This window comes from Motiliproteus sediminis (genome assembly GCF_017912535.1).
In the GTDB taxonomy this organism is placed as follows: Bacteria; Pseudomonadota; Gammaproteobacteria; order Pseudomonadales; family Balneatricaceae; genus Motiliproteus; species Motiliproteus sediminis.
This window is the reverse complement of record NZ_JAERQK010000002.1, coordinates 392,812-415,094: the sequence shown is the minus strand read 5'-3', so window position 1 is coordinate 415,094 and position 22,283 is coordinate 392,812. Positions and strand designations below refer to the sequence as shown.

Below are 22,283 nucleotides of genomic sequence, written 5' to 3'. Positions count from 1 at the left end.
GAAGCGTGCCCCTGGGCTGGAAAGCGCCAGCTAAGGGTTTATAGATACGCAGCGAATGCGTGCCGGAAGCACGCGCCCCTTAGTGGCGCTTGATGTGACAACACCTCAGGCGCTCAGTTCTTCCCGCGTGGACTAACCTGCGCAAGCCGAATCTGTATAATGGCCGCCATTGGGCAGTATTGAGTGTGGAGACAAGCTATGACACGCATCGCGGTGACCGGCGCAGCCGGACGGATGGGTAAGAACCTGTTGCAGGCCGTAGTGGCGGCAGAGGGTGTTGAGCTGGGCGCGGCTATTGTAAACCCGAGCAGCAGCCTGGTGGGGGTCGATGTCGGCGAGTTGATTGGTGTCGGCAAGCTCGGCGTGCCGGCTTCCGGGAGCCTGGCGGCGGTAGTTGATCAGTTCGATGTGCTGATTGACTTCACCACCATCGAACTGACACTGGCCAATCTGGCGTTCTGTTGCCAGCACGGCAAGCAGATTGTGATTGGTACTACCGGTTTCAACGATGCGCAGAAGCAGCAGATTGCCGCGGCAGGTGAATCGGTTGGTGTGGTGTTTGCGCCCAACATGAGCGTGGGAGTGAACCTCTGCTTCAAGCTGCTGGAAGTGGCCGCCAAAGTGCTGAACGAGGATTACGACATCGAGGTGATCGAGGCGCACCATCGCCACAAAGTGGATTCGCCATCGGGCACTGCGCTGCGCTTGGGCGAGGTGGTGGCTGAAGCGCTTGGTCGCGATCTGTCCGAGTGTGCGGTCTACGGCCGCGAAGGCCAGATTGGCGCCCGTCCCGCCGGGGAGATCGGGTTTGCCACCGTGCGTGCTGGTGATGTGGTGGGGGATCACACCGTGCTGTTTGCCACCGAAGGTGAACGGGTAGAGATTACCCACAAGGCCAGCAGCCGGATGACCTTTGCCAAAGGTGCGGTGCGTGCTGCAGCGTGGTTGCAGCAGCATCACAAGGGGCAGTTCGATATGCAGGACGTGTTGGGGCTGCGCTGAGTTCGCGACTGGGTAGTGCGCTGATAGAAGCCGGTTTTTACCGGCTTTTTTTGTTTCCGGCTGGTTTTTTTCGAGGCAGCAACTATAACCACTTGTACCACCCCCATTACTGCGTGGTTCGTTTGTCCGGCGGCTGTCCGTATCAGACGACCCGCGTGACAAGTTCGAGGCCGGTAGTGGCAGCAAGGGGGGCTGTCGGGGTGCGGCAGCGTGACTACAAGGAGAGCGTTTATGAGAAAACTGGTATTGGTTTCCGCGGCTTCGGCTCTGCTGTCGCTGCCGCTGCAGGTGCTGGCTCATGGGAGTTGTACAGAGGGCGATTTGGATCACTGTGCCTATTGGCATGACAGCAGTGGCGTTTATGCCAAAGACAGTGACGGTGACTGTGTCCGCACCGGGCGTTGGACCAAGGGCACCCAGGTTGAAGGCTGTGACGAGATCATGAAACCGATGATGGCGGCACCGGAGCCGGTTGATTCGGACGGTGACGGTGTTGTTGACGCCCAGGATCAGTGCCCGAACACCCCCAGGGGGGTTGAGGTTGATGCCGTGGGCTGTCCGCTGGATAGCGATGGCGATGGCGTGGCCGATTATATGGACCAGTGTCCGGGCACCGCGCCGGGTGTCGCGGTTGACGACAAGGGGTGTGAACTGCAGACGATGAAAACCGTCTCGGTTAGCCTGAACGTGCAGTTTGCCAACAACTCAGCTGAAGTGACGTCGGCGTATGCGACCCAGATGGAGGCGCTGGCTTATGTGCTGAAAGCGGATCCGGACACCAGAGTCACTATTCACGGACACACCGATAGCCAGGGCGCTGCGGCCTATAATCAGGATCTGTCCCAGCGCCGAGCGGATGCGGTCAAGCAGTACATGGTGGATAACTACGGTGTCGACGCCGGTCAGCTAGAAGCTGTGGGTCATGGCGAGAGCGACCCGATCGCCGACAATAGTACCCGCGAGGGGCGTGCCAAGAACCGTCGTGTCGAGGCCGAGGTGAGCGGTATGGTTAAAAACTAGCTCGTTACCCTTCCAGGCATGGCCGCGGCGGTTAACGTCGCGGCTTTTTTTTTGGCGCCGCAGCAAGTTGGTGAGTGCCAATTGGCGCTGGAATCGATGCGGCTATTCCGGTAATATGCAGCCAATTTGGCCGACAGAAAGTCGCCAGGAAAAATCTTCCTGAAAAAGCGGGATGCGGATGATCGGTTCGCATCTCGCTTTTTTGCAGATAACGGCCAGCTTTTTATCAGGTTACAGCGCATTTCGGGGGAAATAACATTGAGCAAACCAGCCATTCTGGCCTTGGCGGACGGATCCGTCTTCAAGGGTGTGGCCATCGGTGCAGACGGACAAACCAGCGGCGAAGTGGTTTTCAACACTTCCATGACCGGCTATCAGGAGATACTCACCGATCCCTCCTACGCCCGTCAGATCGTCACTCTGACCTATCCCCATATCGGTAATACCGGTACCAACAGTGAAGACGAGGAGTCCAGTCGCATCTGGTCAGCGGGCCTGGTCATCCGTGACCTGCCGTTGCTGTCGAGCAACTGGCGCCAGGAAAAGTCGCTGGATCAATACCTGCGCGATAACAACATCATCGGCATTGCCGATATTGATACCCGTCGCCTGACCCGCATCCTGCGCGAGAAGGGCTCGCAGAACGGGTGCATCATGGCGGGTGACGCAATCGATGAGGCTGCCGCCATTGCCGCAGCACAGGCGTTTCCCGGTCTCAAGGGTATGGACCTCGCCAAAGAGGTGACTACCAACGAAACCTATCAGTGGACAGAGTCCACCTGGCAGCGCGGCGTCGGCCACCCTACCCCCGAGGGTGAGCAGCCCTACCACGTGGTGGCTTATGACTTCGGCGTCAAGCGCAACATCCTGCGGATGTTGGTGGAGCGCGGTTGCAAACTGACCGTGGTGCCGGCCAAGACTCCGGCTGCGGATGTGTTGGCGATGAATCCTGACGGCGTGTTCCTTTCCAACGGCCCTGGCGACCCAGAGCCCTGCACCTATGCCATCGAGGCGATTCAGCAGGTGCTGGAAACCGAACTGCCGGTGTTTGGCATCTGTCTGGGGCACCAACTGCTGGCGCTGGCCAGTGGCGCGCAGACGATCAAGATGAAGTTTGGCCATCACGGTGCCAACCATCCGGTGCAGGATATTGATCAGGGCACGGTGATGATCACCAGCCAGAATCACGGCTTCGCTGTGGACGAAGCGACTCTGCCGACCAACCTGCGTGCCACGCACAAATCACTGTTTGACGGCTCGCTGCAGGGCATTGAGCGTACCGACAAGTCGGCGTTCAGTTTCCAGGGGCATCCGGAAGCCAGCCCCGGGCCGCGTGACGTGGCGCCGCTGTTCGACCGCTTTATCGACGCCATGCAGGCGCGTCGCTGATCACCAGCGAACGGGATGTGCGGTGCCAGTCACCGCACCGTCAGAGAACGAATTACTATCGGTTTTGATCCATGCCAAAACGTACAGACATTGAAAGCATCCTTATTCTCGGTGCCGGCCCCATCATCATCGGCCAGGCGTGTGAATTTGACTACTCCGGCGCCCAGGCGTGTAAGGCGCTGCGCGAAGAGGGCTACCGCGTCATTCTGGTGAACTCCAATCCGGCCACCATCATGACCGATCCGACCATGGCCGATGCGACCTATATCGAGCCGATTAACTGGAAGACCGTCACCAAGATCATTGAAAAAGAGCGCCCCGATGCGGTGCTGCCCACCATGGGCGGCCAGACGGCGCTCAACTGCGCCCTGGACCTGGCCCGTGAAGGGGTGCTGGAGAAGTACGGTGTCGAGATGATCGGCGCCACCGCCGATGCCATCGACAAGGCCGAAGACCGCGACCGTTTCGACAAGGCGATGAAGAGCATCGGCCTTGAGTGTCCGCGCGCGGCGATTGCCCATAGCATGGAAGAGGCGCTGCAGGTACAGGCATCATTGGGCTTCCCCTGCATCATCCGCCCCAGCTTTACCATGGGCGGCTCTGGTGGCGGTATTGCCTACAACAAAGAGGAGTTCGTGGAGATCTGCGAGCGCGGCCTGGAGCTGTCGCCCACCAACGAACTGCTGATCGACGAATCCCTGATCGGCTGGAAAGAGTATGAGATGGAGGTGGTTCGCGATAAGAACGACAACTGCATCATCGTCTGCTCGATCGAAAACTTCGACGCCATGGGTGTGCACACCGGCGACTCCATCACCGTGGCGCCCGCTCAAACCCTGACCGATAAAGAGTATCAGGTGATGCGGGACGCCTCGCTGGCGGTATTGCGCGAGATCGGTGTCGAGACTGGCGGTTCCAACGTCCAGTTCGGCATGTGCCCCACTACCGGCCGTATGGTGGTGATCGAGATGAACCCGCGGGTGTCGCGCTCCTCTGCACTGGCTTCCAAGGCGACCGGCTTCCCGATCGCCAAAGTGGCTGCCAAGCTAGCGGTGGGTTACACCCTGGATGAGCTGCAGAACGAGATCACCGGTGGCCGCACGCCCGCGTCGTTTGAGCCCTCCATCGACTATGTCGTGACCAAGATCCCGCGGTTCGCCTTCGAGAAGTTTCCGCAGGCCAACGACCGCCTGACTACCCAGATGAAGTCTGTGGGCGAGGTGATGGCGATCGGCCGGACCATTCAGGAATCGATGCAGAAAGCCCTGCGCGGGCTGGAGGTCGGGGTCAATGGTCTGGATCCGGTGCTGGATCTTAACGACGAAGAGGCCCGCGATCAGCTGATGCGCGAGTTGAAGGATCCGGGTTCCGATCGCATCTGGTATATCGGCGATGCCTTCCGTGCCGGCATGAGTGTTGATGAGCTGTACAAGATCACCGGTGTAGATCCCTGGTTCCTGGTGCAGCTGGAAGACCTGATTAAAGAGGAGGCCAAGGTTGCCAAGCTGGGTGCTGCCGACCTCAATAAAGAGTTAGTTTACCGCCTCAAGCGCAAGGGCTTCTCTGACGCTCGTCTGGCCGAATTGCTGGGCGTGTCCGAAAAAGAGTTCCGCAAGCGCCGCCACGCGCTGGGCGTGCGTCCGGTTTACAAGCGGGTGGACACCTGCGCCGCCGAGTTTGCCACCGATACCGCGTACATGTACTCCACCTACGAGGAGGAGTGTGAAGCCAATCCCTCCAGCCGCGACAAGATCATGGTACTGGGTGGTGGTCCCAACCGCATCGGCCAGGGGATCGAGTTCGACTACTGCTGCGTACATGCTGCGCTGGCGATGCGTGAAGACGGTTACGAGACCATCATGGTCAACTGTAATCCCGAGACGGTATCCACCGATTACGATACCTCTGACCGGCTGTTCTTTGAGCCGGTGACGCTGGAAGATGTGCTTGAGATCGTCAATGTTGAAAAGCCCAAGGGTGTGATCGTCCAGTATGGCGGTCAGACCCCGCTGAAGCTGGCCGTGGCGCTGGAAGCGGCCGGCGTGCCAATCATCGGTACCAGCCCTGAAGCTATCGACCGTGCCGAGGACCGCGAACGGTTCCAGCAGATGATTCAGAAACTGGAGCTCAAGCAGCCGGAAAATGCCACCGTGCGCTCGCTGGAAGAGGCGGTCGTGAAGGCCGAACAGATTGGCTATCCGATGGTGGTGCGCCCCTCCTACGTGCTGGGTGGCCGGGCGATGGAGATCGTTTACAACGAGGACGAACTGCGTCGCTACATGAACGAGGCGGTGCAGGTTTCCAACGACGCACCGGTACTGTTGGATCGCTTCCTGTCCGCCGCCATCGAGGTCGATATTGACGCCGTTTGCGATGGTGAACGCGTCGTTATCGGCGCGATCATGCAGCATATCGAACAGTGTGGTGTGCACTCCGGTGACTCTGCCTGCTCCCTGCCGCCCTATAACCTGGCCAAAGAGGTTCAGGACCAGATGCGTGACATGGTTGCGGCCATGGCCATGGAGCTGGGTGTGGTGGGCTTGATGAATACTCAGCTGGCCTATCAGGATGGTGAGATTTACGTCATCGAGGTGAACCCGCGCGCGTCGCGTACCGTGCCCTTCGTTTCCAAGTGCATCGGAACTTCGTTGGCCAAGATCGCGGCTCGCGTGATGGCGGGTACGAGCCTGGAAGCGCAGAACTTCACCCAGGAGATTGTACCCAGCTACTTCAGCGTCAAAGAAGCGGTGTTCCCGTTCAACAAGTTCCCGGGCGTCGACCCGATCCTTGGTCCGGAGATGAAGTCTACCGGTGAAGTCATGGGTGTCGGTGACACCTTCGGTGAGGCGTTCTGGAAAGCCCACGTGGGTACCGGCGAGAAGATGCCTTCCACTGGCAAGGCGTTTATCAGCGTTCGTGACGTCGACAAGGACGGCGTGGTTGCTGTTGCTCGTGATCTGGTGGCGCTCGGCTTCGAACTGGTGGCGACCGAAGGAACCCACACTCTGCTGAGCGAGAATGGCATTGCGTCGGAGCGGGTCAACAAGGTTAACGAGGGGCGCCCCAATATCGTCGACATGATCAAGAACGACGAGATCGTGTATGTGGTCAATACCACCGAAGGGCGCCGTGCGATCGCCGATTCCGCGGCTATCCGTCGCTCTGCGCTGCAGCATAAAATCCCCTACACCACCACCTTGGCCGGTGCCGTGGCGGAGGTTGCGGCAATGCAGTTTGGTGAAGAGAAACAGGTTCGGCGTTTGCAGGATCTGCACGCCGGAATCAGTGCAGGTAATCAGCTATGAAGAAGATCCCGATGACCGTAGCGGGGGAGAAGCGCCTCCGCGAAGAGCTCAATACGCTGAAAACTGTCGAACGTCCGCGCATTATCCAAGCGATCGCCGACGCGCGGGAGCACGGCGATCTGAAAGAGAACGCCGAGTATCATGCTGCGCGTGAGCAGCAGGGCTTTGCCGAAGGTCGGATCAAGGAGATCGAGAGCAAACTGTCGTTGGCTCAGGTGATCGATGTCACTGCGATTCCCCATAGTGGGAAGGTGATTTTTGGCACCACGGTTGATCTGATCAATCTGGGTACTGACGAAGAGGTGAGCTATCAAATCGTTGGTGACGACGAGGCCGACCTCAAGTTGAAGAAGATTTCAGTTAATTCACCTATCGCACGTGCGCTGATCGGCAAAGAGGAAGGCGACGAGGTCGTGGTGCAAACACCGGGTGGCGAGGTTGAGTTTGAAATCGCCCAGGTGCATCATCGTTAACTGATGCTGCGTTAAAAAAGCCGGGCATGCCCGGCTTTTTTGTGCCCGATTGAGCCGGAGAACAGAGATGAGCGGTAAATTATCGAGCCAGGAGTGCGACCGTCTGTTGGTGGGGCTGCAGCAACTGTCGGCCACGGCATTCCCCAAGCGTTGCGCCAACTGCGGTGCGATTTATGCCAGCCCTGAGGAGTTTGTCCAGCACACCGATACGCCGGTAACCGGTCGTTCGGTCAAGGCGGTGGACGACGAGGAGGAGGGGCGGTTTCTTGAGCTGTATCGCAATTGCCGCTGCGGTTCTACCCTTATGGATCTGTTCTCCGACCGCCGTATGGACCAACCGCAAAGCAACGTGTCGCGGGCTTGTTTCGAACGTTTGCTCCGGCAGCTACAGGCGCACGGCATGGGCAAGGCGGATGCACGCGAGCAGCTGTTGCAGCTGATGCGCGGCGAACCGGCGGCGGATATCGAACGTCTGGGGATCCGGGTGCACCCTTGAAGCGCTGACGGCAATTGGCTGTCTATAGTGTTAAGCAGGGGTTGATGGGGAGCAGCGGTGACGGACACGCAAGATGATGTGGCAAGACAGCTGTCGGAGTCGATGGTTGAGGCTGATTTTCTTTGGCGGGAGATCGGCGTCGGTGATCGGGTCATGGTGGAGCACGCCTATGATGAAGCAGGGGTGGAGCTACTGACTCCCGGTCGCGCCTATCAGGTGATTGCCAAGCCGGTGTCCGAGTCCGGCGTGCTGACCCTGCTGGTCGAGAGCAATCTGCCTGAGCATCTGGTCACCCTCTATCCGCAGCACGTGGCGAGCTATGATGCCAGTGGGCGCATCCTGTTGAGTTGAAACCCGTTTGTGGTGACTATAGCTGCATGCCGGATGTGATTGCTGGCCGTCGACGTGATCATAACCCTGACTGTTTAACGGAACTCTTTGCCTTAACGAAAGCCCAATCGGGGATAAGCACACCGTGCTACAGGAGACACCTATGAACCGCCTTCATTATCTCGTGCTGGCCGCCGCACTCCCGCTTACCCTGAGTGGCTGTCTGTCCAACCCTACCAACCTGCAGCAAGACACCTATAGCGCTGCCGAGGCGCAGCGGGCGACCTCCATCCAGCGTGGCGTTATTTTGACCGTCGAAGAGGTGGCGGTTAAAGATGGCGGAACGGCGGGTGGGCAGCTGGTCGGTGCCATTATTGGTGCCGGTTTGGGGCATCAGGTTGGCGGTGGCTCCGGTCAGGACTGGGCCACGGCGGGCGGTGCGTTGGTAGGGGGCATGGTGGGGGATAAGGCCACCTCTTACAACGAGAAAGCCTTCGCCTATATTGTTGAGCTGCGAAATGGCCGTACGGTTCAGGTGGTGCAGCAGGGAGCGCAGATGCTGCCCAACACCCCGGTGTTCGTCAAATACCTGTCCGGTGGGCGGGCGGTATTGCAGCTCGATACCAGTCAGCAGCAGATCTACGATCGTACCCACGAAACCCAGTATCGCGACTAGACCGCGGGGTCGAACAGGCCGGACGTGCCGGCTTGCTCCTTACCCGAAGGCGCGGCTGGCTGTTGAGCTGCAGCGCGTTCTTGGCCATAGTGCGCAGGTGACTGATACTAGGGACCTTCCCCGCTATGCTGGATCCGATTAACTGTAAAATTATCAAAACGCTGCAGGACGATGCCCGGATATCCTTTGCTGAGCTGGGCAAGCGTGTGCACCTGTCGGCTCCGGCGGTAGCGGAGCGTGTGCGCAAGCTAGAAGCCGCCGGTGTGATACGTGGCTACCGAGCCGACATCGACCTGGACAAGTTGGGATACCCCATTGTGGCACTGGTGCAGTGCCGGGTGTTTCGTGCCAAAGAGAAGCAGTTCAAGCAGCTGGTGCTCGACAGCGATGAAGTAATCGAGTGCTATAACGTCACTGGCGAGCAGGCCTTTATCGTCAAGGTGGCGGCACCCACCATGCCGATGTTGGACGACGTGCTGGAGCGTTTCTGTACCCTCAGTGATACCAATACCATGGTGGTGCTGTCCAAACCCCGCGACCGGGTATTACCGGGCAGCTTTGTGGACGCTGCCGGGCGCTGATTTACCCCGCTGCCGGCAGTGCCTGTTGGCGCGTTTTGGCGGGCCATTGACTGATCAGCATGCCGGCCAGCATCAGCGCGCAGCCGGTCAGCTCACGACTTCCCAGCGACTCGCCCAGTAACAGCCAGCCGCCGATGACCGCGAACACCGCTTCCAAAGATAGAATCAGTGCGGTGATGCTGGGTTCGACCTTGCGCTGGGCGATGATCTGCAAGGTAAAGGCGATACCGCTGGAGGCGACTCCGGCGTAAACAAGCGACAGCCAGGCGTTGCCAAAGTCCCCCAGTTGCGGCGTCTCCAGCCAGAGCGCGATGGCGGTGGCCCACAGGCTGGCGACGACAAACTGCCAGATGGCCAGGCTGATGGCGTCTACTTTGGGCGATAGCCAGCCAATCACCAGTACATGGGCGGTCCAGAACAGGGCGCCGATCAGTACCTGCAGGTCGCCACGGTTGATACTGAAATCAGGCCCGATAGACAAACTGTAAAGTCCGGCAACCGCCAGCGCCACGCCGGCCCAGGTATGTGGCCGGGGGCGTTGGCCGAGCACGAAGCCGACCAACGGCACCATGACGATATACATGCCGGTAATAAAGCCAGCGTTGCCCGCGGTGGTATCGACCAAGCCCATCTGCTGACAGGCGAATCCTCCGAACATGATGCTACCCGCCAGCGCGCCGCCCAGCCACAAAGGGCGCCCCCCGGGCTGTCGCCGCTTGCCCATCAGAAGCCACAGCGGCACCAGAGACAGTGCTCCCAGAGCCAGTCGCGCGGCGTTAAAGCTGTGGGGGCCGAGATGATCCATGCCCGCACTTTGGGCAACAAAGGCGAATCCCCAGATGGCGGCAACGGCAAACAGCATCAGATGAGAGAGACCAAACAGCGGCATGGTGGTGTCCGTCGGCAGTGAGTGTGGACGCTATTGTAGGGCGGGCGGCGCGGGTTTTAGCAGGGTAATGCGAAGGAAATGATGGCTGTAGCCCTGTTGTTTGGGCTTAATTGATCGCCTTGGCCTTTGAATCGAAGGCCAAGGCGATTCGGAGGTTAATCCAGCTGGAAACGGTGGGTAAGCTGCTGCAGCTCGGTCGCCTTGTGAGCTACTTGCTGACTGGTATCGACAATGCTGTCTACCTGGCGGGCGCTATCGTTCACCGCCCCGGAGATCTCCTCCATATTGGCGGCCATCTCCTTGACGGTGCTGGAGAGCTGCTCGATTGCGACGGCGATCTGGTCGGTGCCCGAAGAGGCGCTTGCCACCTGCTGCTCGATCTGGGCAACCGCCTCTGCGGCGCTGGCCCCATGGGCATTGCCCTGCTCGGCACGCTCTTTGCCCGCTTCAATGGCGCTAACCGCATCGCGCGTGCCTTGTTGCAGGCTGTGGACAATTTCGGTGATTTCGTCGGAGGCCTGTACCGTCTTCTCTGCCAGTGCGCGTACCTCGTCGGCAACCACAGCAAAACCACGGCCGGCTTCACCGGCTCGGGCCGCCTCGATGGCCGCGTTCAGAGCCAGCAGATTGGTCTGCTCGGCGACGCCTCGAATAACCTCGATCACCATGTCGATTCGTTCGGTTCGTTGACCGAGTTCAGCCATCTGCCCCGCCGTATTGCTGACAGTCTCCGCCACGTCGCCCAGTGCTCGCAGGGCGCGGGAGATCACCTGGCTGCCATCGGTGGCCGCTTGCTTGGCCTGATCGGTCGCTTCGTTGACCTGATGCGTGGTTTGGGCGACTTCCGATACCGTTGCGCTCATCTGCTCGGTGGCTGCCGCGAGAGAGGTGGCCTTTTCTGCGACCTGTTGGTTACCTCGGGCGATGCTGTCCACCGAACCGGAGAGACTGTCCGACATGCTGCTGAGCTCGCTACTGCTGCTGCTCAGATGACCCACCACAGATTTCAGACCGTCACTCATCTGGTTGACCGAACGTGCCAGATCGCCGAACTCATCCCGTCGGCTACTTTCCAGTTGGACCCGGAGGTCACCCGCGGCCACCCGGCTGAGGGCCGTGTTGGTGGCCGCGAAGCCGCGGTTGGCCGCCCGTCCGGTCGTCACCAGCAGCAGTGCGATCAGAACCAGCGCCAGGCTGCCGGTGCCAATAATCATCGGCTGGGCGCGACTGGCGGCCATTTCTGCATGCTGGGAGGCTTGCACCATCAGCTGATCTTCAATCAGACGCTCCAGCTCGCCGCTGATCGCGATCAGTTCGCTGACCTCCTGGCGGAGCTCCTTCTCCAGCGTGACCAGTTCGCCATAGCCGGCGCTCAGTTGGGTGAACTGGGCTTGGTACTGATCGGTCAGGGTGACGTATTTGTCGAAGTCGAAATCCACCAGGTCCTTGCGCAGTTGCGCCAGCGCGTCGAGTGCAGCGCTGGCGTTGGCCGGGTCGGCGGACAATAGAAAGTCTTTCTCGTGCTGGCGCACGGTCTGGAATACCCCCGCCAATCCAGAGAAGTTGGATACCCCTTGGTTCAGATCTTCAGCGGTACGATTAAGTTGCCCCAGCAGTCCATCGGCGGGGGTCAGTCCGAACTCTTTTTTCAGCACTACCCAGCGGCGCAGATCAGTGACGTGTCGATCCAGAGCATTCAGTATCGGCGGCAGTGAGTCGTGTACCCGGGGCTCCTGGGCCGCCTTGGCCGAAGCCTCAAGATTGCCACGGTATTCACCGGCCACGGCTTCTATCTGGGTCTCAAGTTGGGCGACGGTGTCCGGCGCGAGCCGGCTGCCGATCTCGCGAGCGGCGTAGAGCTCTATCTGCAGCTCCATGCTGCTGTCGGCGACCTCGCGAAGGCTGTTGAGGTGATTCTGGGCTTTGAGGATGGCGTTCATCGCTACCAATGATGTGATGGCCAGCGCGCCGGTACAGAGTACGGCGATCAGAATGACCAGCGATATTTTTCTTTTAAAGGTCAGGGTCATGCGAACTCCATGGAAACCGCTAACGCAAATTAGCGAGTGCTGAAAAGGTACCGGAAATTTAGCACAACGGCTATCGGGTGAGCAGATCAGGAGGGCAGGAAGAGCAAATGCCGGCGCGGGCCTCAAGCCCGCGCGGCGGAGGGGCGGGTTTAATGAACTGCGTGGCTGACGCCGAGGCGGCAACCGTTGGCGCTGATCTCAGCCTTCCAGCGCATCCAGCGCATGAAGTCGACGAGGCTCCGCCACAGCAATGCCAGTTGAGTCGGTTGTTCGGGGTGGCCATCAAAGGCACCCATCGCCTGTAGTTCGCGGTTAATTCGACGGTCGTCGTCGGCCAGACCGGTGTAGCTGATCGGGTTCATGGGAGTTCTCCAGTAATTAACGGCGCCATTATAGCGCTGCATGCTGCGTTGCACTATGAGCTAGATCAGGGCGCGCCGACGATCGTGTCGCTGACGGCGTTCCTGTCCAACGGACGCTGTTATTTGGTGGTAGGTGCGATCCAGATGGGTGCGTCGATCGCCGCTGCGACGATCTTCATGGTGCTTGAAGCGGCAATTGCACTGGCTGCAGTCGCAGTTCTCAAGCGGCAGGGTGGGTGATTCACGCGACAGAAAACGATGTCCACGGGCGTTGTGGGCGGCGCTGCACGCATTAGCGCTGGCGAGTACTTCAACCGCATGCCAGCGCGACTTCGGCGCCTTCTTTGCTGGCGCTGAGCGCTGCTTTGCTGAGGGTTGCCGACGCCACAGCCAAACCAGCGCGGCGGCAACGGCGAGAGCGGTGAGGATCTCCATAGGGCTGTCCTTACCAGCTTTGGGCCCAACAGGGGCTGGCCGGTAACAGGAAGGTTAGCTTAAAAACGATAGTCTTATTTCTATAGCTAAAAGCTATCGAATTATTTTTTTTAATCAATTTAACAACAGGGATGCTTGCTCGTATTCTGATCTCGAGTTCGAGGCTAACCCTAACAACTGACTATGGAGATCAACATGTCCTCATACATTAACACTGAGATTAAGCCGTTTAACGCGACCGCTTTCCACAACGGCGAGTTTGTGCCGGTTTCTGACGAAGCCCTCAAAGGCAAGTGGTCCATCCTGTTCTTCTACCCGGCGGACTTCACCTTTGTGTGCCCCACTGAGCTTGGCGACCTGGCGGACAACTACGCCGAGTTTCAGCGCATGGGTGTAGAGATCTATGCGGTATCCACCGATACCCACTTTACCCACAAGGCCTGGCATGACAGCTCCGAGACCATCGGCAAGATCCAGTTCCCGATGATTGGTGATCCAACCGGCCAGCTGACTCGCAATTTTGACGTCATGATCGAAGAAGCCGGACTGGCCGAGCGGGGTACGTTCGTGATCGACCCCGACGGCAAGATCCAGATTGTCGAGATCACCGCCGGCGGTATCGGGCGCGATGCCAGTGAACTGCTGCGCAAGGTCAAAGCAGCGCAGTATGTCGCGGCGCACCCGGGTGAGGTGTGCCCGGCGAAGTGGAAAGAGGGTGAGGCGACCCTGGCTCCCTCGCTGGACCTGGTCGGCAAGATCTAACGGCTGCCTGCTGCTACCGCTCCGCCGAGTCGGGGCGGTAGCTGTTACCAGGTGTTAACGCTCAAATTTAGAAGGACACGCCCATGTTAGACGCAACGTTAAAGCAACAGTTGGACACCTATCTGCAGAAGATCGTCGCGCCGATCACCCTCAGCGTGTCCAGCGATGAAAGTCCCAAGGGGCAAGAGTTGACGGCACTGGCCGGCGAGATTGCTGCGCTGTCGGCACAAATTACCGTGGAAGCCGTGGCGGACACGCGCACCCCCAGTCTGGGCGTGGGCTTGGCCGGTCACGTGCCGCGCATCCGCTTCGCGGGTATTCCGCTGGGTCATGAGTTTACCTCGTTGGTGCTGGCGCTGTTGCAGAGCAGCGGTTATCCGGCGCGGGCGGACGAAGCTCTGCAGCAGCAGATTCGCGCGCTCGAGGGGGACTACCACTTTGAAACCTATGTGTCGCTCTCTTGCCAGAACTGCCCTGATGTGGTCCAGGCGCTGAATCTGATGGCGACACTCAATCCCAATATCAGCCACGTGATGATCGATGGTGCGCTGTATCAGGACGAGGTCGAGCGGCGCAACGTCATGGCGGTCCCCTCGGTCTATCTGAACGGTGAGCTATTTGGTAATGGCCGCATGAGCTTGGAGGAGATCGTCGCCCGGCTCGATAGCGGATCGTCGGAGAAGAGCGCCGCCGAACTGAACGAGCGTGCGCCTTACGATCTGCTGGTAGTCGGTGGTGGGCCCGCTGGTGCAGCGGCCGCGATCTACGCCGCCCGTAAGGGCATTCGTACCGGAGTGGTGGCCGAGCGCTTCGGCGGCCAGGTGGCCGATACGGTCGGTATCGAGAACTTTATCGCCACGCCCTATACCGAGGGTCCGAAGCTGGTGGCCAGCCTGGAGGAGCACGTCAAGAGTTACGCGGTTGAGGTGATCACCAATCAGCGGGCAGCGTCGCTGGAGCGTGATGAGTTGATCCGAGTGGGGCTGGAGAGCGGCGCGACCCTGTCAGCGCGTGCGGTGGTGTTGGCTACGGGTGCCCGCTGGCGAGAACTGAACGTGCCGGGCGAGCAGCAGTATCGGGGCAAAGGGGTTGCCTACTGTCCACACTGCGACGGTCCGCTGTTTAAAGGCAAACGCGTGGCGGTGGTTGGTGGCGGCAACTCGGGTATTGAAGCGGCGATCGATCTGGCGGGTATCGTTGAGCATGTCACGGTGCTGGAGTTTGCCGACAGCTTGCGTGCCGACGAAGTCTTGCTGCGCAAGGCACGTTCGCTGGCCAACGTTGATATCATCGCCAGCGCGCAAACTACCGAGGTGCTGGGCGACGGTACCCGAGTAACCGGCATGCAGTACACCGATCGCAGCAGCGGCGAAAGCCACACTCTGGATGTTGCTGGTATCTTTGTGCAGATCGGGCTGATGCCGAACACCGAGTGGCTGCGAGAGGGTGCGGTCGAGCTGACCCGCTTTGGTGAAATCGAGATCGACAGCCGCGGTGCCACGTCGATGGCCGGGGTGTTTGCCGCCGGAGACGTGACCACCGTACCATTCAAGCAGATCATCATCGCTATGGGCGGCGGGGCCACAGCCGCACTAGGGGCGTTTGACCACTTGATCCGCAGTGCTGAACCGGACGCTGACGAGAGCTCGCAGGCTGCTTAACGGTGCTCGACAAAAAAAAGCCGCCCCTCAAGGGCGGCTTTTACTTTAATTTAGATTCTATCCTCGGCGTAGCCGAAAAAGAGTTCCAGCTCGAAAGTCAGGATCGGCTCCAGGCGAAAGTTATTGTCGCGGGTAAAGAACAGCTCCGGTGCGATCTTGCCGTACAGCCAGTTCTTGTAGAGCTGGTGGCGGTACTCGGTACGGATCCAGTAGTCGCGGGTCTGGGTACGTGGGCGGGTGTCGCCGCTGACGCCGATTTGATGTTGAAACGCTGAACGGTGGGTCAGGCTTTGGTGCAATGACAGTGCTTGGTAGAGCTCCCAGTTGTCGTCGCGGTCGATAAACTGGCCCGCGGTGCTGGACTGGAAGGTGAGTCGTTCAGTGAGGGGGCGGAAAAAATCTACACTGGTTTCGGCCCGGAACCGCTCCTCGTGAAAGTAGGAAAACTTCTGCTGCAGGATGGTCTGCCAGTTGTCAGGCAGTTCGATAACTCGCGAGAAGTTGGCGCGCGCATAGGGGTTGAGCGGAATATGTAGCCGAATGCCGACGTTGTAGTCGCTCTTCCAGTGGCGCCCCAGCTCACTCAGGTAGCCCAGCCCGACCACGGTGGTGTTCTCCAGGTCGCGCCGGGAGCTGGACGCCGGCCCTTGGTCGCGCCGGCGGTTACTGATCGATTCGAAGTCGTCCGGGTCGCTGTCAAAGGTCAGCCTGAGCTGATTTTTTGTATGGGGTAGCTTGAGCTTGGCCTTGATATCGGCATCAAAGTTGCGCTCGCCGCCTTTCTCAAGGCGTTCACGCATGCGCACCCGCACGTAGCTTTCGTTCACTAGCGGTTCGGTGATGTCGTCGCGAGCGATGTAGCCGTCAATCCCCGCAGCAGAGTTTAATACTACCTCAGACAGATCGTCGCGCTGAGTTTCCAGCCAAGCCCCGGTGATACTCAGCCAGCCCGGTTCGGTGGTGTTTGGGGTGGTGTCGGCGCAAACAGGCAGCGCCAGCAGCGACAGCAGCAGCCCCGCAAGCCGGGGCTTGGATAACCTATCCATATGAAGTCCGTCATATCCTTGCCAGAAGGAACGTACCATGCGCTAAATCGGGGGGCTTAGTAAAGTATTGCCGCTGGATGGCGATGTTGCTGGCGCGTTTGCCGGATTGCGGCCAGGCACCGTGAGGCGGGCATAAAAACGGCAATGCCCCGAAATCGCGAGGCATTGATGCATGGTACCAGTGGGCGGACTCGAACCGCCACGCCCGTGAAGGCAACGGATTTTGAATCCGTCGTGTCTACCAATTTCACCACACTGGCATCAAAAGAGCGTGCTATTATAAGCGCCTTTCTCAACAGGTCAATCGCGATCGGGCGCTGATTTCAGTCGGTGCCTTCGGGCTGCGATCAGAGGCCGTTTCCGGTAAGCTAGGCGGCTTTTTTTGGGCCGTTGCGATGCAGAGTTCCATGCGCGTTAAAGATTTCACTTTTGATCTACCTGATCGGTTGATTGCCCGCTATCCCACCGAGGAACGCAGCGGCAGCCGGCTGTTGTGCCTCGACGGTAACAGTGGTGAGTTGCAGCACACCCAGTTTCGCGAACTGTTGGAGCGGGTGCGCCCTGGCGACCTGATGGTGTTCAACAACACCCGGGTGATTCCGGCGCGAATGTTTGGCGTTAAGGCTAGTGGCGGCAAGATTGAGCTGCTGGTGGAACGGATTGTCGACGAACATAACGTGCTAGCGCATATTCGTGCCAGCAAAGCGCCCAAACCAGGTACCGCGCTGACGCTGGAGGGCGTCTGCCCGGCCGAAGTGACGGGTCGGCAGGAGTCACTGTTTGAGGTCCGCTTTGGCGGTGATCGAACGGTGCTGCAATGGCTGGAGCAAGTGGGCCATATGCCGCTGCCACCCTATATTGATCGCGCCGACCAGTTGTCTGACCGCGAGCGTTACCAGACCGTTTATAGCGAACGCCCCGGCGCGGTGGCGGCGCCCACCGCCGGATTGCACTTTGATGATGCGCTGCTGGCGGCGCTGCGAGACAAGGGGGTGGAACAGGCGTTCGTGACTCTGCATGTGGGCGCGGGCACCTTTCAGCCGGTACGGGTCGACACCATCGCCGAACACAAGATGCATGCCGAACAGATTGAGGTGACCGCCGCGGTGGTGGACAAAGTGAGGGCGACGCGGGCTCGCGGTGGCCGGGTGATCGCGGTGGGTACCACCAGTGTGCGCTGCCTCGAAAGCGCGGCCCGCGATGGTGAACTCAAACCCTATACCGGTGATACCGACATCTTTATTTACCCGGGCTATCGCTGGCAGGTGGTCGATGCGCTGGTCACCAACTTTCACCTGCCGGAATCGACCCTGCTGATGCTGGTCAGCAGCTTTGCCGGCACCGCGCATGTGCGCCATGCCTATGAGGAGGCTGTGCGCCAGCAATACCGTTTTTTCAGTTACGGCGACGCCATGTTTATTACTCGGCGCACGCTTGACGAGGAGTAGATCGTGTCTCGTGAATGTTTTATGAGCTTTGACCTGTTGGCGACTGACGGCAAAGCCCGGCGTGGCCGGCTTAGCTTTCCCCGCGGGGTGGTGGAGACGCCGGCCTTCATGCCGGTGGGTACCTACGGCACCGTCAAGGGGATGCTGCCCCGGGATATCGTCGATACAGGGGCGCAGATTATTCTGGGGAATACCTTCCATTTGATGCTGCGCCCGGGTACCCAGGTGGTCCGTGAGCACGGCGATCTGCATGACTTTATCCAGTGGCAGGGGCCGATCCTGACCGATTCCGGTGGTTTTCAGGTGTTCAGCCTGGGGGCGATGCGCAAGATCACTGAAGAGGGCGTCAAGTTTCAGTCGCCGGTGGACGGCTCCAGGGTGGAGTTGACTCCGGAACGCTCGATGGAGGTTCAGCGCGAGCTGGGATCCGATATCGTGATGATCTTTGATGAGTGCACACCTTATCCGGCCACGGAGCAGCAGGCGGCGGATTCCATGCGCCTGTCACTGCGCTGGGCGCGGCGCTCCAAGGATGCTCACGGCGACAACCCCTCGGCGCTGTTTGGGATCGTGCAGGGGGGGATGTACGAATCGCTGCGTGAAGAGTCGCTCACGGGTCTGGCCGATATCGGCTTTGATGGTTACGCCATTGGCGGATTGTCGGTGGGTGAGCCCAAAGCGGATATGTTGCGGATTCTGGACCACACCGCGCCCAGACTGCCCGAGGATCGGCCACGTTATTTGATGGGGGTTGGGCGCCCTGAGGACCTGGTTGAAGGCGTGCGTCGCGGGGTGGATATGTTCGACTGCGTAATGCCGACCCGCAACGCCCGCAACGGCCACCTGTTCACCTCCGAAGGGGTGGTGAAAATCCGTAATGCCGGTCATCGTCACGACACCGGCCCGCTTGACCCGGACTGTGACTGCTACACCTGCCAGAACTTCAGTCGCGGCTATCTCCATCACCTCGACAAGTGCAAGGAGATGCTCGGTGCGCAGCTGAATACCATTCACAACTTGCGCTATTACCAAAACCTGATGGCCGGATTGCGAAGCGCCATCGAACAGGGTAAATTGGACGCCTTTGTGACGGAGTTCTACCACAAACGTGGGCAGAACGTGCCCGAACTGGGCTGATTACATGCGGTCGATGACCGCCTAGAAGTTAAGTGTCTTAGGAGACCTCAATGAGCTTTTTTATCTCTCCCGCGTGGGCTGAAGCGGGTGCGGCCGGACCCAGCGATATTTCCGGTATTATTTTTCTGGTTGGTTTCGCCCTGATCTTCTACTTCATGATGTGGCGCCCCCAGAGCAAGCGTGCCAAAGAGCATAAAGCGCTGATCGCGGATCTGGCCAAGGGTGATGAAGTGGTAACCAGCGCCGGTATTCTGGGCAAGGTGACCAAGCTGGACGACGATTACGTGGTCCTGAGTGTTGCCGAAGGCACCGAGCTTAAATTCCAGAAGATGCACATTACTGCCGCGCTGCCCAAAGGCACCATCAAGGAAATCTAAGCGCGCTGTAAACGCTTCCCATAACGCCACTGCATACCAGTGGCGTTTTCTTATTTAAGACTGACACCGATATGCTGAATCGATACCCCCTGTGGAAAAACCTGCTGATCGTGCTGGTACTGGCGGTGGGCGTTATCTATGCCGCGCCCAACCTGTACCCTGATGACTATGCCGTGCAGGTGACGGGCGCCAGCTCTGCAACGCCCATCGACGACCGGATACTGGAGCGCGCCAAGCGGGCGCTGGAAACTGAAGGCCTCACCAGCACAGCCAGTGAGCTGGAGAGCAACGGGGCGTTGCTGCGCTTCCGGAGTTCCGACGAGCAGCTGCGTGCCCAAGAGGCGATCAAGCGAGGTCTGGGTGACGACTATGTTACCGCGCTCAACCTGGCACCCACCACGCCGGACTGGCTGACCAGTATCGGTGCCGGGCCGATGAAACTGGGTCTGGACCTGCGTGGCGGGGTTCATTTCCTGATGGAGGTGGATATGGTGGCCGCGGTCAAACAGCGGCTGGATGTCTACGTCAGTGAAATCAAAACCAAGTTGCGGAGTGAGCGGATTCGCTATCGCGCTATCACCCACAACGAGGATGGCAGCCTGAACGTCAAATTCAGCGATGCCGAGGCCCGTGATGCGGGTCAGACCCTGCTGCGGCGCGAATACAGCGAGTTCCAGATTGCAGCTGAGGACGCTGATGGCGAGTCCTTCCTCAACATCAATCTGACCGAGGCGAAGATCCGTGAAATCGAGGATTACGCCATCAAACAGAACCTCACCACCATTCGCAACCGGGTCAATGAGCTGGGTGTGGCGGAACCGCTGGTACAGCGCCAGGGCCGTAACCGCATCGTGGTGCAACTGCCGGGCGTACAGGATACCGCTGCGGCCAAGCGTATTCTGGGTAAAACTGCCAACCTAGAGTTCCGTCTCGAAGCGCGCCCGGACGAGTCTCGCGCCAATACCGAAACCTTCGAGTTCCGCGACGAGCGCTCACGTCCGGCCACCATAGAGAAAGATATCATTATCACCGGCAGCAGCGTTGCCAACGCGCAGGCCAACTTCGACGAAAACGGCATGCCGCAGGTCTCCATTACCCTCGACGGTAACGGCGGTCGGATGATGAACCGAGTGACCCGCAACGCGGTCAAGCGCCGTATGGCGGTGCTGTTTATCGAGCATAAGACCCGCACTCGCTACGAAATGGTCGAGGGCGTCGAGCAGGAGATTCGCACCCCCTACGTTGAGAAGAAGATCATCAGTCTGGCAACCATCCAGACCGCGTTGGGTAACCAGTTCCGCATTACCGGCCTCGATGGCGCCGGTGAGGCCTCGGAGCTGGCGTTGTTGCTGCGCGCCGGTGCGCTGGCGGCACCGATCTACTTTGTTGAGGAGCGCACGGTGGGGCCGAGCCTCGGGCAGCAGAACATTGAGCTGGGGGTGACCTCGGTCCAGATCGGCTTTGCCCTGGTGCTGGTGTTCATGCTGGTGTTTTACCGCGTCTTCGGTATTGTCGCCAACGTCGCGCTGAGTCTGAACCTGGTGATGCTGGTGGCGGCGATGTCGATGTTGTCGGCGACCCTGACCCTGCCGGGTATTGCGGGTATTGTGCTGACGGTGGGCATGGCGGTGGACGCCAACGTGCTGATCTTCTCGCGAATCAAGGAGGAGCTGAAAAACGGTCTGCCGCCCCAATCGGCGATTCATGCCGGTTACGAGCGTGCCTTCTCGACCATCTTCGATGCCAACCTGACGACCCTGCTGGTGGCGGTGATCCTGTTCGCCGTTGGTACCGGGCCGGTCAAAGGCTTTGCGGTGACCCTGTCGTTGGGGATCATCACCTCCATGTTTACCGCCATCATGGTGACCCGCTCGCTGGTCAACCTGATCTACGGTGGGCGAGAGATCAAGCGGTTGTCCATCGGTGGAGGAGTTTGAAGCGATGAAAACGATTAATTTCATGGGCGTACGCAAGCTGCTGGCGGCGTTCTCCATCGCGCTGGTGCTGGGCTCGATAGCTTCATTGTTCGTCAATAAGTTACAGTTTGGCCTGGACTTCACTGGCGGTGCGCTGGTGGAGGTGGCCTATAGCAAAGCCCAGCCACTGGAAGATATCCGTGCCAGCCTGGGGCAGGCCGGCTACCCGGAGGCGATCGTGCAGACCTTTGGCTCGCCCACCGACATCATGGTGCGGCTGGCACAGGATCACACCGCCACCCTTGGCGACGAGGTGCTGAGCGCGCTGCGTGCCGGCACCGAGGCTGAGGTCAGTCTGCTGCGCTCGGAGTTCGTCGGTGCCCAGGTGGGCGAAGAGCTGCGCGAGCAGGGCGGTCTTGGCATGTTGCTGGCGCTGGCTATCGTCATGCTTTACGTGGCGTTCCGCTTTCAGTTCAAGTTTTCGGTTGGCGCTGTGGTGGCCCTGGCGCACGATGTTTTTATCGTGTTGGGCGTGTTCTCACTGCTGAAACTGGACTTCGACCTGACGGTGCTGGCGGCGATTCTGGCGGTGATCGGTTACTCCCTCAACGACACCATCGTAGTGTCCGACCGCATCCGCGAAAATTTCCGCAAGATGCGCAAGGGTGACTCGGAGGAGATCATTAACGAGTCGCTGAATCAGACCCTTGGCCGCACCTTGATGACCTCGTTGACCACCTTGCTGGTGCTGTTTGCGCTGTTCTTCTTCGGTGGCGAAATGATTCACGGCTTCGCTACGGCGTTGATGATTGGCGTGTTGGTGGGTACTTACTCCTCCATTTATGTTGCTGCCAACGTCTTACTGGTGATGAACATCAGCCGCGAGGATCTGCTGCCGCCGGAAAAAGAGGAAGAGGTGGACGACCTTCCTTGATAAATCTATCCGTG

Annotated in this window: 21 protein-coding genes and 1 tRNA gene; 16 read left to right on the top strand and 6 right to left on the bottom strand. The window is 59.4% G+C overall.

Annotated features, from left to right (window positions below; genetic code table 11):
- Positions 1–198 precede the first annotated feature (198 nt).
- The 9 genes from dapB (at position 199) to JJQ76_RS06400 (ending at position 9,272) form a co-directional block, all read left to right on the top strand.
- Positions 199–1,002: a 4-hydroxy-tetrahydrodipicolinate reductase gene (dapB, locus tag JJQ76_RS06440; protein WP_210395891.1), complete on the top strand. Its 804-nt coding sequence runs from the start codon at positions 199–201 to the stop codon at positions 1,000–1,002.
- Positions 1,003–1,233: 231 nt separating this feature from the next.
- Complete coding sequence (locus JJQ76_RS18120) at positions 1,234–2,022, top strand: OmpA family protein (protein WP_210395890.1); 789 nt, start codon at positions 1,234–1,236, stop codon at positions 2,020–2,022.
- Positions 2,023–2,280: 258 nt separating this feature from the next.
- Positions 2,281–3,411 (top strand): glutamine-hydrolyzing carbamoyl-phosphate synthase small subunit, encoded by a 1,131-nt coding sequence (carA, locus tag JJQ76_RS06430; protein ID WP_210395889.1) that lies wholly within the window; start codon positions 2,281–2,283, stop codon positions 3,409–3,411.
- Between the two features lie 71 nt (positions 3,412–3,482).
- Positions 3,483–6,716 carry a carbamoyl-phosphate synthase large subunit gene (gene carB / locus JJQ76_RS06425; RefSeq protein WP_210395888.1) on the top strand — a complete coding sequence of 1,078 codons (3,234 nt, stop codon included), beginning with the start codon at positions 3,483–3,485 and terminating at the stop codon, positions 6,714–6,716.
- Positions 6,713–7,189: a transcription elongation factor GreA gene (gene greA, locus JJQ76_RS06420; protein WP_210395887.1), complete on the top strand. Its 477-nt coding sequence runs from the start codon at positions 6,713–6,715 to the stop codon at positions 7,187–7,189. The genes carB and greA overlap by 4 nt, the downstream gene beginning before the upstream one ends.
- Positions 7,190–7,256: 67 nt before the next feature.
- Positions 7,257–7,685 carry a hypothetical protein gene (locus JJQ76_RS06415; RefSeq protein ID WP_210395886.1) on the top strand — a complete coding sequence of 143 codons (429 nt, stop codon included), beginning with the start codon at positions 7,257–7,259 and terminating at the stop codon, positions 7,683–7,685.
- A gap of 57 nt (positions 7,686–7,742) precedes the next feature.
- Complete coding sequence (locus JJQ76_RS06410; RefSeq protein WP_210395885.1) at positions 7,743–8,036, top strand: hypothetical protein; 294 nt, start codon at positions 7,743–7,745, stop codon at positions 8,034–8,036.
- 142 nt (positions 8,037–8,178) lie between these two features.
- A complete protein-coding gene (locus JJQ76_RS06405; protein WP_210395884.1) occupies positions 8,179–8,691 on the top strand; it encodes an outer membrane lipoprotein in 513 nt (170 codons plus the stop codon).
- Positions 8,692–8,816: 125 nt separating this feature from the next.
- Complete coding sequence (locus JJQ76_RS06400) at positions 8,817–9,272, top strand: Lrp/AsnC family transcriptional regulator (RefSeq protein ID WP_246480332.1); 456 nt, start codon at positions 8,817–8,819, stop codon at positions 9,270–9,272.
- Position 9,273: 1 nt separating this feature from the next.
- On the opposite strand, the gene JJQ76_RS06395 is transcribed toward JJQ76_RS06400, so the two are convergent.
- From JJQ76_RS06395 to JJQ76_RS06380, 4 genes are all read right to left on the bottom strand, one after another.
- A complete protein-coding gene (locus tag JJQ76_RS06395; protein WP_210395883.1) occupies positions 9,274–10,161 on the bottom strand; it encodes a DMT family transporter in 888 nt (295 codons plus the stop codon).
- Positions 10,162–10,316: 155 nt separating this feature from the next.
- Complete coding sequence (locus JJQ76_RS06390; protein WP_210395882.1) at positions 10,317–12,191, bottom strand: methyl-accepting chemotaxis protein; 1,875 nt, start codon at positions 12,189–12,191, stop codon at positions 10,317–10,319.
- Between the two features lie 149 nt (positions 12,192–12,340).
- Positions 12,341–12,553 (bottom strand): hypothetical protein, encoded by a 213-nt coding sequence (locus tag JJQ76_RS06385; protein ID WP_210395881.1) that lies wholly within the window; start codon positions 12,551–12,553, stop codon positions 12,341–12,343.
- A 60-nt stretch (positions 12,554–12,613) separates the two neighbouring features.
- On the bottom strand, positions 12,614–12,988 hold the full coding sequence (locus tag JJQ76_RS06380) for a hypothetical protein (RefSeq protein ID WP_210395880.1): 375 nt from the start codon (positions 12,986–12,988) through the stop codon (positions 12,614–12,616).
- 195 nt (positions 12,989–13,183) lie between these two features.
- On the opposite strand from JJQ76_RS06380, the gene ahpC reads away from it, so the two are divergent.
- Both ahpC and ahpF read left to right on the top strand, forming a co-directional pair.
- Positions 13,184–13,750, top strand: coding sequence for an alkyl hydroperoxide reductase subunit C (gene ahpC / locus JJQ76_RS06375; protein ID WP_210395879.1), 567 nt, complete (start codon positions 13,184–13,186; stop codon positions 13,748–13,750).
- 83 nt (positions 13,751–13,833) lie between these two features.
- The gene (ahpF, locus tag JJQ76_RS06370; RefSeq protein WP_210395878.1) at positions 13,834–15,411 is read left to right on the top strand and encodes an alkyl hydroperoxide reductase subunit F; all 1,578 of its coding nucleotides are present in this window, start codon (positions 13,834–13,836) and stop codon (positions 15,409–15,411) included.
- A 50-nt stretch (positions 15,412–15,461) separates the two neighbouring features.
- Here ahpF and JJQ76_RS06365 read toward each other — a convergent pair whose 3' ends face one another.
- Together JJQ76_RS06365 and JJQ76_RS06360 are read right to left on the bottom strand one after the other, a co-directional pair.
- A complete protein-coding gene (locus JJQ76_RS06365; protein WP_210395877.1) occupies positions 15,462–16,457 on the bottom strand; it encodes a hypothetical protein in 996 nt (331 codons plus the stop codon).
- 173 nt (positions 16,458–16,630) lie between these two features.
- A tRNA-Leu gene (locus JJQ76_RS06360) sits at positions 16,631–16,717 on the bottom strand.
- A 147-nt stretch (positions 16,718–16,864) separates the two neighbouring features.
- Between JJQ76_RS06360 and queA the strand changes: the two genes are divergently transcribed.
- From queA to secF, 5 genes are all read left to right on the top strand, one after another.
- Positions 16,865–17,905 (top strand): tRNA preQ1(34) S-adenosylmethionine ribosyltransferase-isomerase QueA, encoded by a 1,041-nt coding sequence (queA, locus tag JJQ76_RS06355; protein ID WP_210395876.1) that lies wholly within the window; start codon positions 16,865–16,867, stop codon positions 17,903–17,905.
- Between the two features lie 21 nt (positions 17,906–17,926).
- The gene (gene tgt / locus JJQ76_RS06350) at positions 17,927–19,042 is read left to right on the top strand and encodes a tRNA guanosine(34) transglycosylase Tgt (protein WP_210395988.1); all 1,116 of its coding nucleotides are present in this window, start codon (positions 17,927–17,929) and stop codon (positions 19,040–19,042) included.
- 50 nt (positions 19,043–19,092) lie between these two features.
- On the top strand, positions 19,093–19,419 hold the full coding sequence (gene yajC / locus JJQ76_RS06345; protein WP_210395875.1) for a preprotein translocase subunit YajC: 327 nt from the start codon (positions 19,093–19,095) through the stop codon (positions 19,417–19,419).
- A gap of 71 nt (positions 19,420–19,490) precedes the next feature.
- Positions 19,491–21,356 carry a protein translocase subunit SecD gene (gene secD, locus JJQ76_RS06340; RefSeq protein WP_210395874.1) on the top strand — a complete coding sequence of 622 codons (1,866 nt, stop codon included), beginning with the start codon at positions 19,491–19,493 and terminating at the stop codon, positions 21,354–21,356.
- 4 nt (positions 21,357–21,360) lie between these two features.
- Positions 21,361–22,269 carry a protein translocase subunit SecF gene (secF, locus tag JJQ76_RS06335; RefSeq protein ID WP_210395873.1) on the top strand — a complete coding sequence of 303 codons (909 nt, stop codon included), beginning with the start codon at positions 21,361–21,363 and terminating at the stop codon, positions 22,267–22,269.
- The last annotated feature ends 14 nt before the right edge of the window (positions 22,270–22,283 follow it).

Excerpts from the sequence above, each read along its gene's own strand:
- dapB (WP_210395891.1), top strand. The coding sequence starts at position 199 with ATGACACGCATCGCGGTGACCGGCGCAGCCGGACGGATGGGTAAGAAC.
- JJQ76_RS18120 (WP_210395890.1), top strand. The coding sequence starts at position 1,234 with ATGAGAAAACTGGTATTGGTTTCCGCGGCTTCGGCTCTGCTGTCGCTG.
- carB (WP_210395888.1), top strand. The coding sequence starts at position 3,483 with ATGCCAAAACGTACAGACATTGAAAGCATCCTTATTCTCGGTGCCGGC.
- greA (WP_210395887.1), top strand. The coding sequence starts at position 6,713 with ATGAAGAAGATCCCGATGACCGTAGCGGGGGAGAAGCGCCTCCGCGAA.
- JJQ76_RS06415 (WP_210395886.1), top strand. The coding sequence starts at position 7,257 with ATGAGCGGTAAATTATCGAGCCAGGAGTGCGACCGTCTGTTGGTGGGG.
- JJQ76_RS06405 (WP_210395884.1), top strand. The coding sequence starts at position 8,179 with ATGAACCGCCTTCATTATCTCGTGCTGGCCGCCGCACTCCCGCTTACC.
- JJQ76_RS06400 (WP_246480332.1), top strand. The coding sequence starts at position 8,817 with ATGCTGGATCCGATTAACTGTAAAATTATCAAAACGCTGCAGGACGAT.
- JJQ76_RS06395 (WP_210395883.1), bottom strand. The coding sequence starts at position 10,161 with ATGCCGCTGTTTGGTCTCTCTCATCTGATGCTGTTTGCCGTTGCCGCC.
- JJQ76_RS06390 (WP_210395882.1), bottom strand. The coding sequence starts at position 12,191 with ATGACCCTGACCTTTAAAAGAAAAATATCGCTGGTCATTCTGATCGCC.
- JJQ76_RS06385 (WP_210395881.1), bottom strand. The coding sequence starts at position 12,553 with ATGAACCCGATCAGCTACACCGGTCTGGCCGACGACGACCGTCGAATT.
- JJQ76_RS06380 (WP_210395880.1), bottom strand. The coding sequence starts at position 12,988 with ATGGAGATCCTCACCGCTCTCGCCGTTGCCGCCGCGCTGGTTTGGCTG.
- ahpC (WP_210395879.1), top strand. The coding sequence starts at position 13,184 with ATGTCCTCATACATTAACACTGAGATTAAGCCGTTTAACGCGACCGCT.
- ahpF (WP_210395878.1), top strand. The coding sequence starts at position 13,834 with ATGTTAGACGCAACGTTAAAGCAACAGTTGGACACCTATCTGCAGAAG.
- JJQ76_RS06365 (WP_210395877.1), bottom strand. The coding sequence starts at position 16,457 with ATGGATAGGTTATCCAAGCCCCGGCTTGCGGGGCTGCTGCTGTCGCTG.
- queA (WP_210395876.1), top strand. The coding sequence starts at position 16,865 with ATGCGCGTTAAAGATTTCACTTTTGATCTACCTGATCGGTTGATTGCC.
- tgt (WP_210395988.1), top strand. The coding sequence starts at position 17,927 with ATGAGCTTTGACCTGTTGGCGACTGACGGCAAAGCCCGGCGTGGCCGG.
- yajC (WP_210395875.1), top strand. The coding sequence starts at position 19,093 with ATGAGCTTTTTTATCTCTCCCGCGTGGGCTGAAGCGGGTGCGGCCGGA.
- secD (WP_210395874.1), top strand. The coding sequence starts at position 19,491 with ATGCTGAATCGATACCCCCTGTGGAAAAACCTGCTGATCGTGCTGGTA.
- secF (WP_210395873.1), top strand. The coding sequence starts at position 21,361 with ATGAAAACGATTAATTTCATGGGCGTACGCAAGCTGCTGGCGGCGTTC.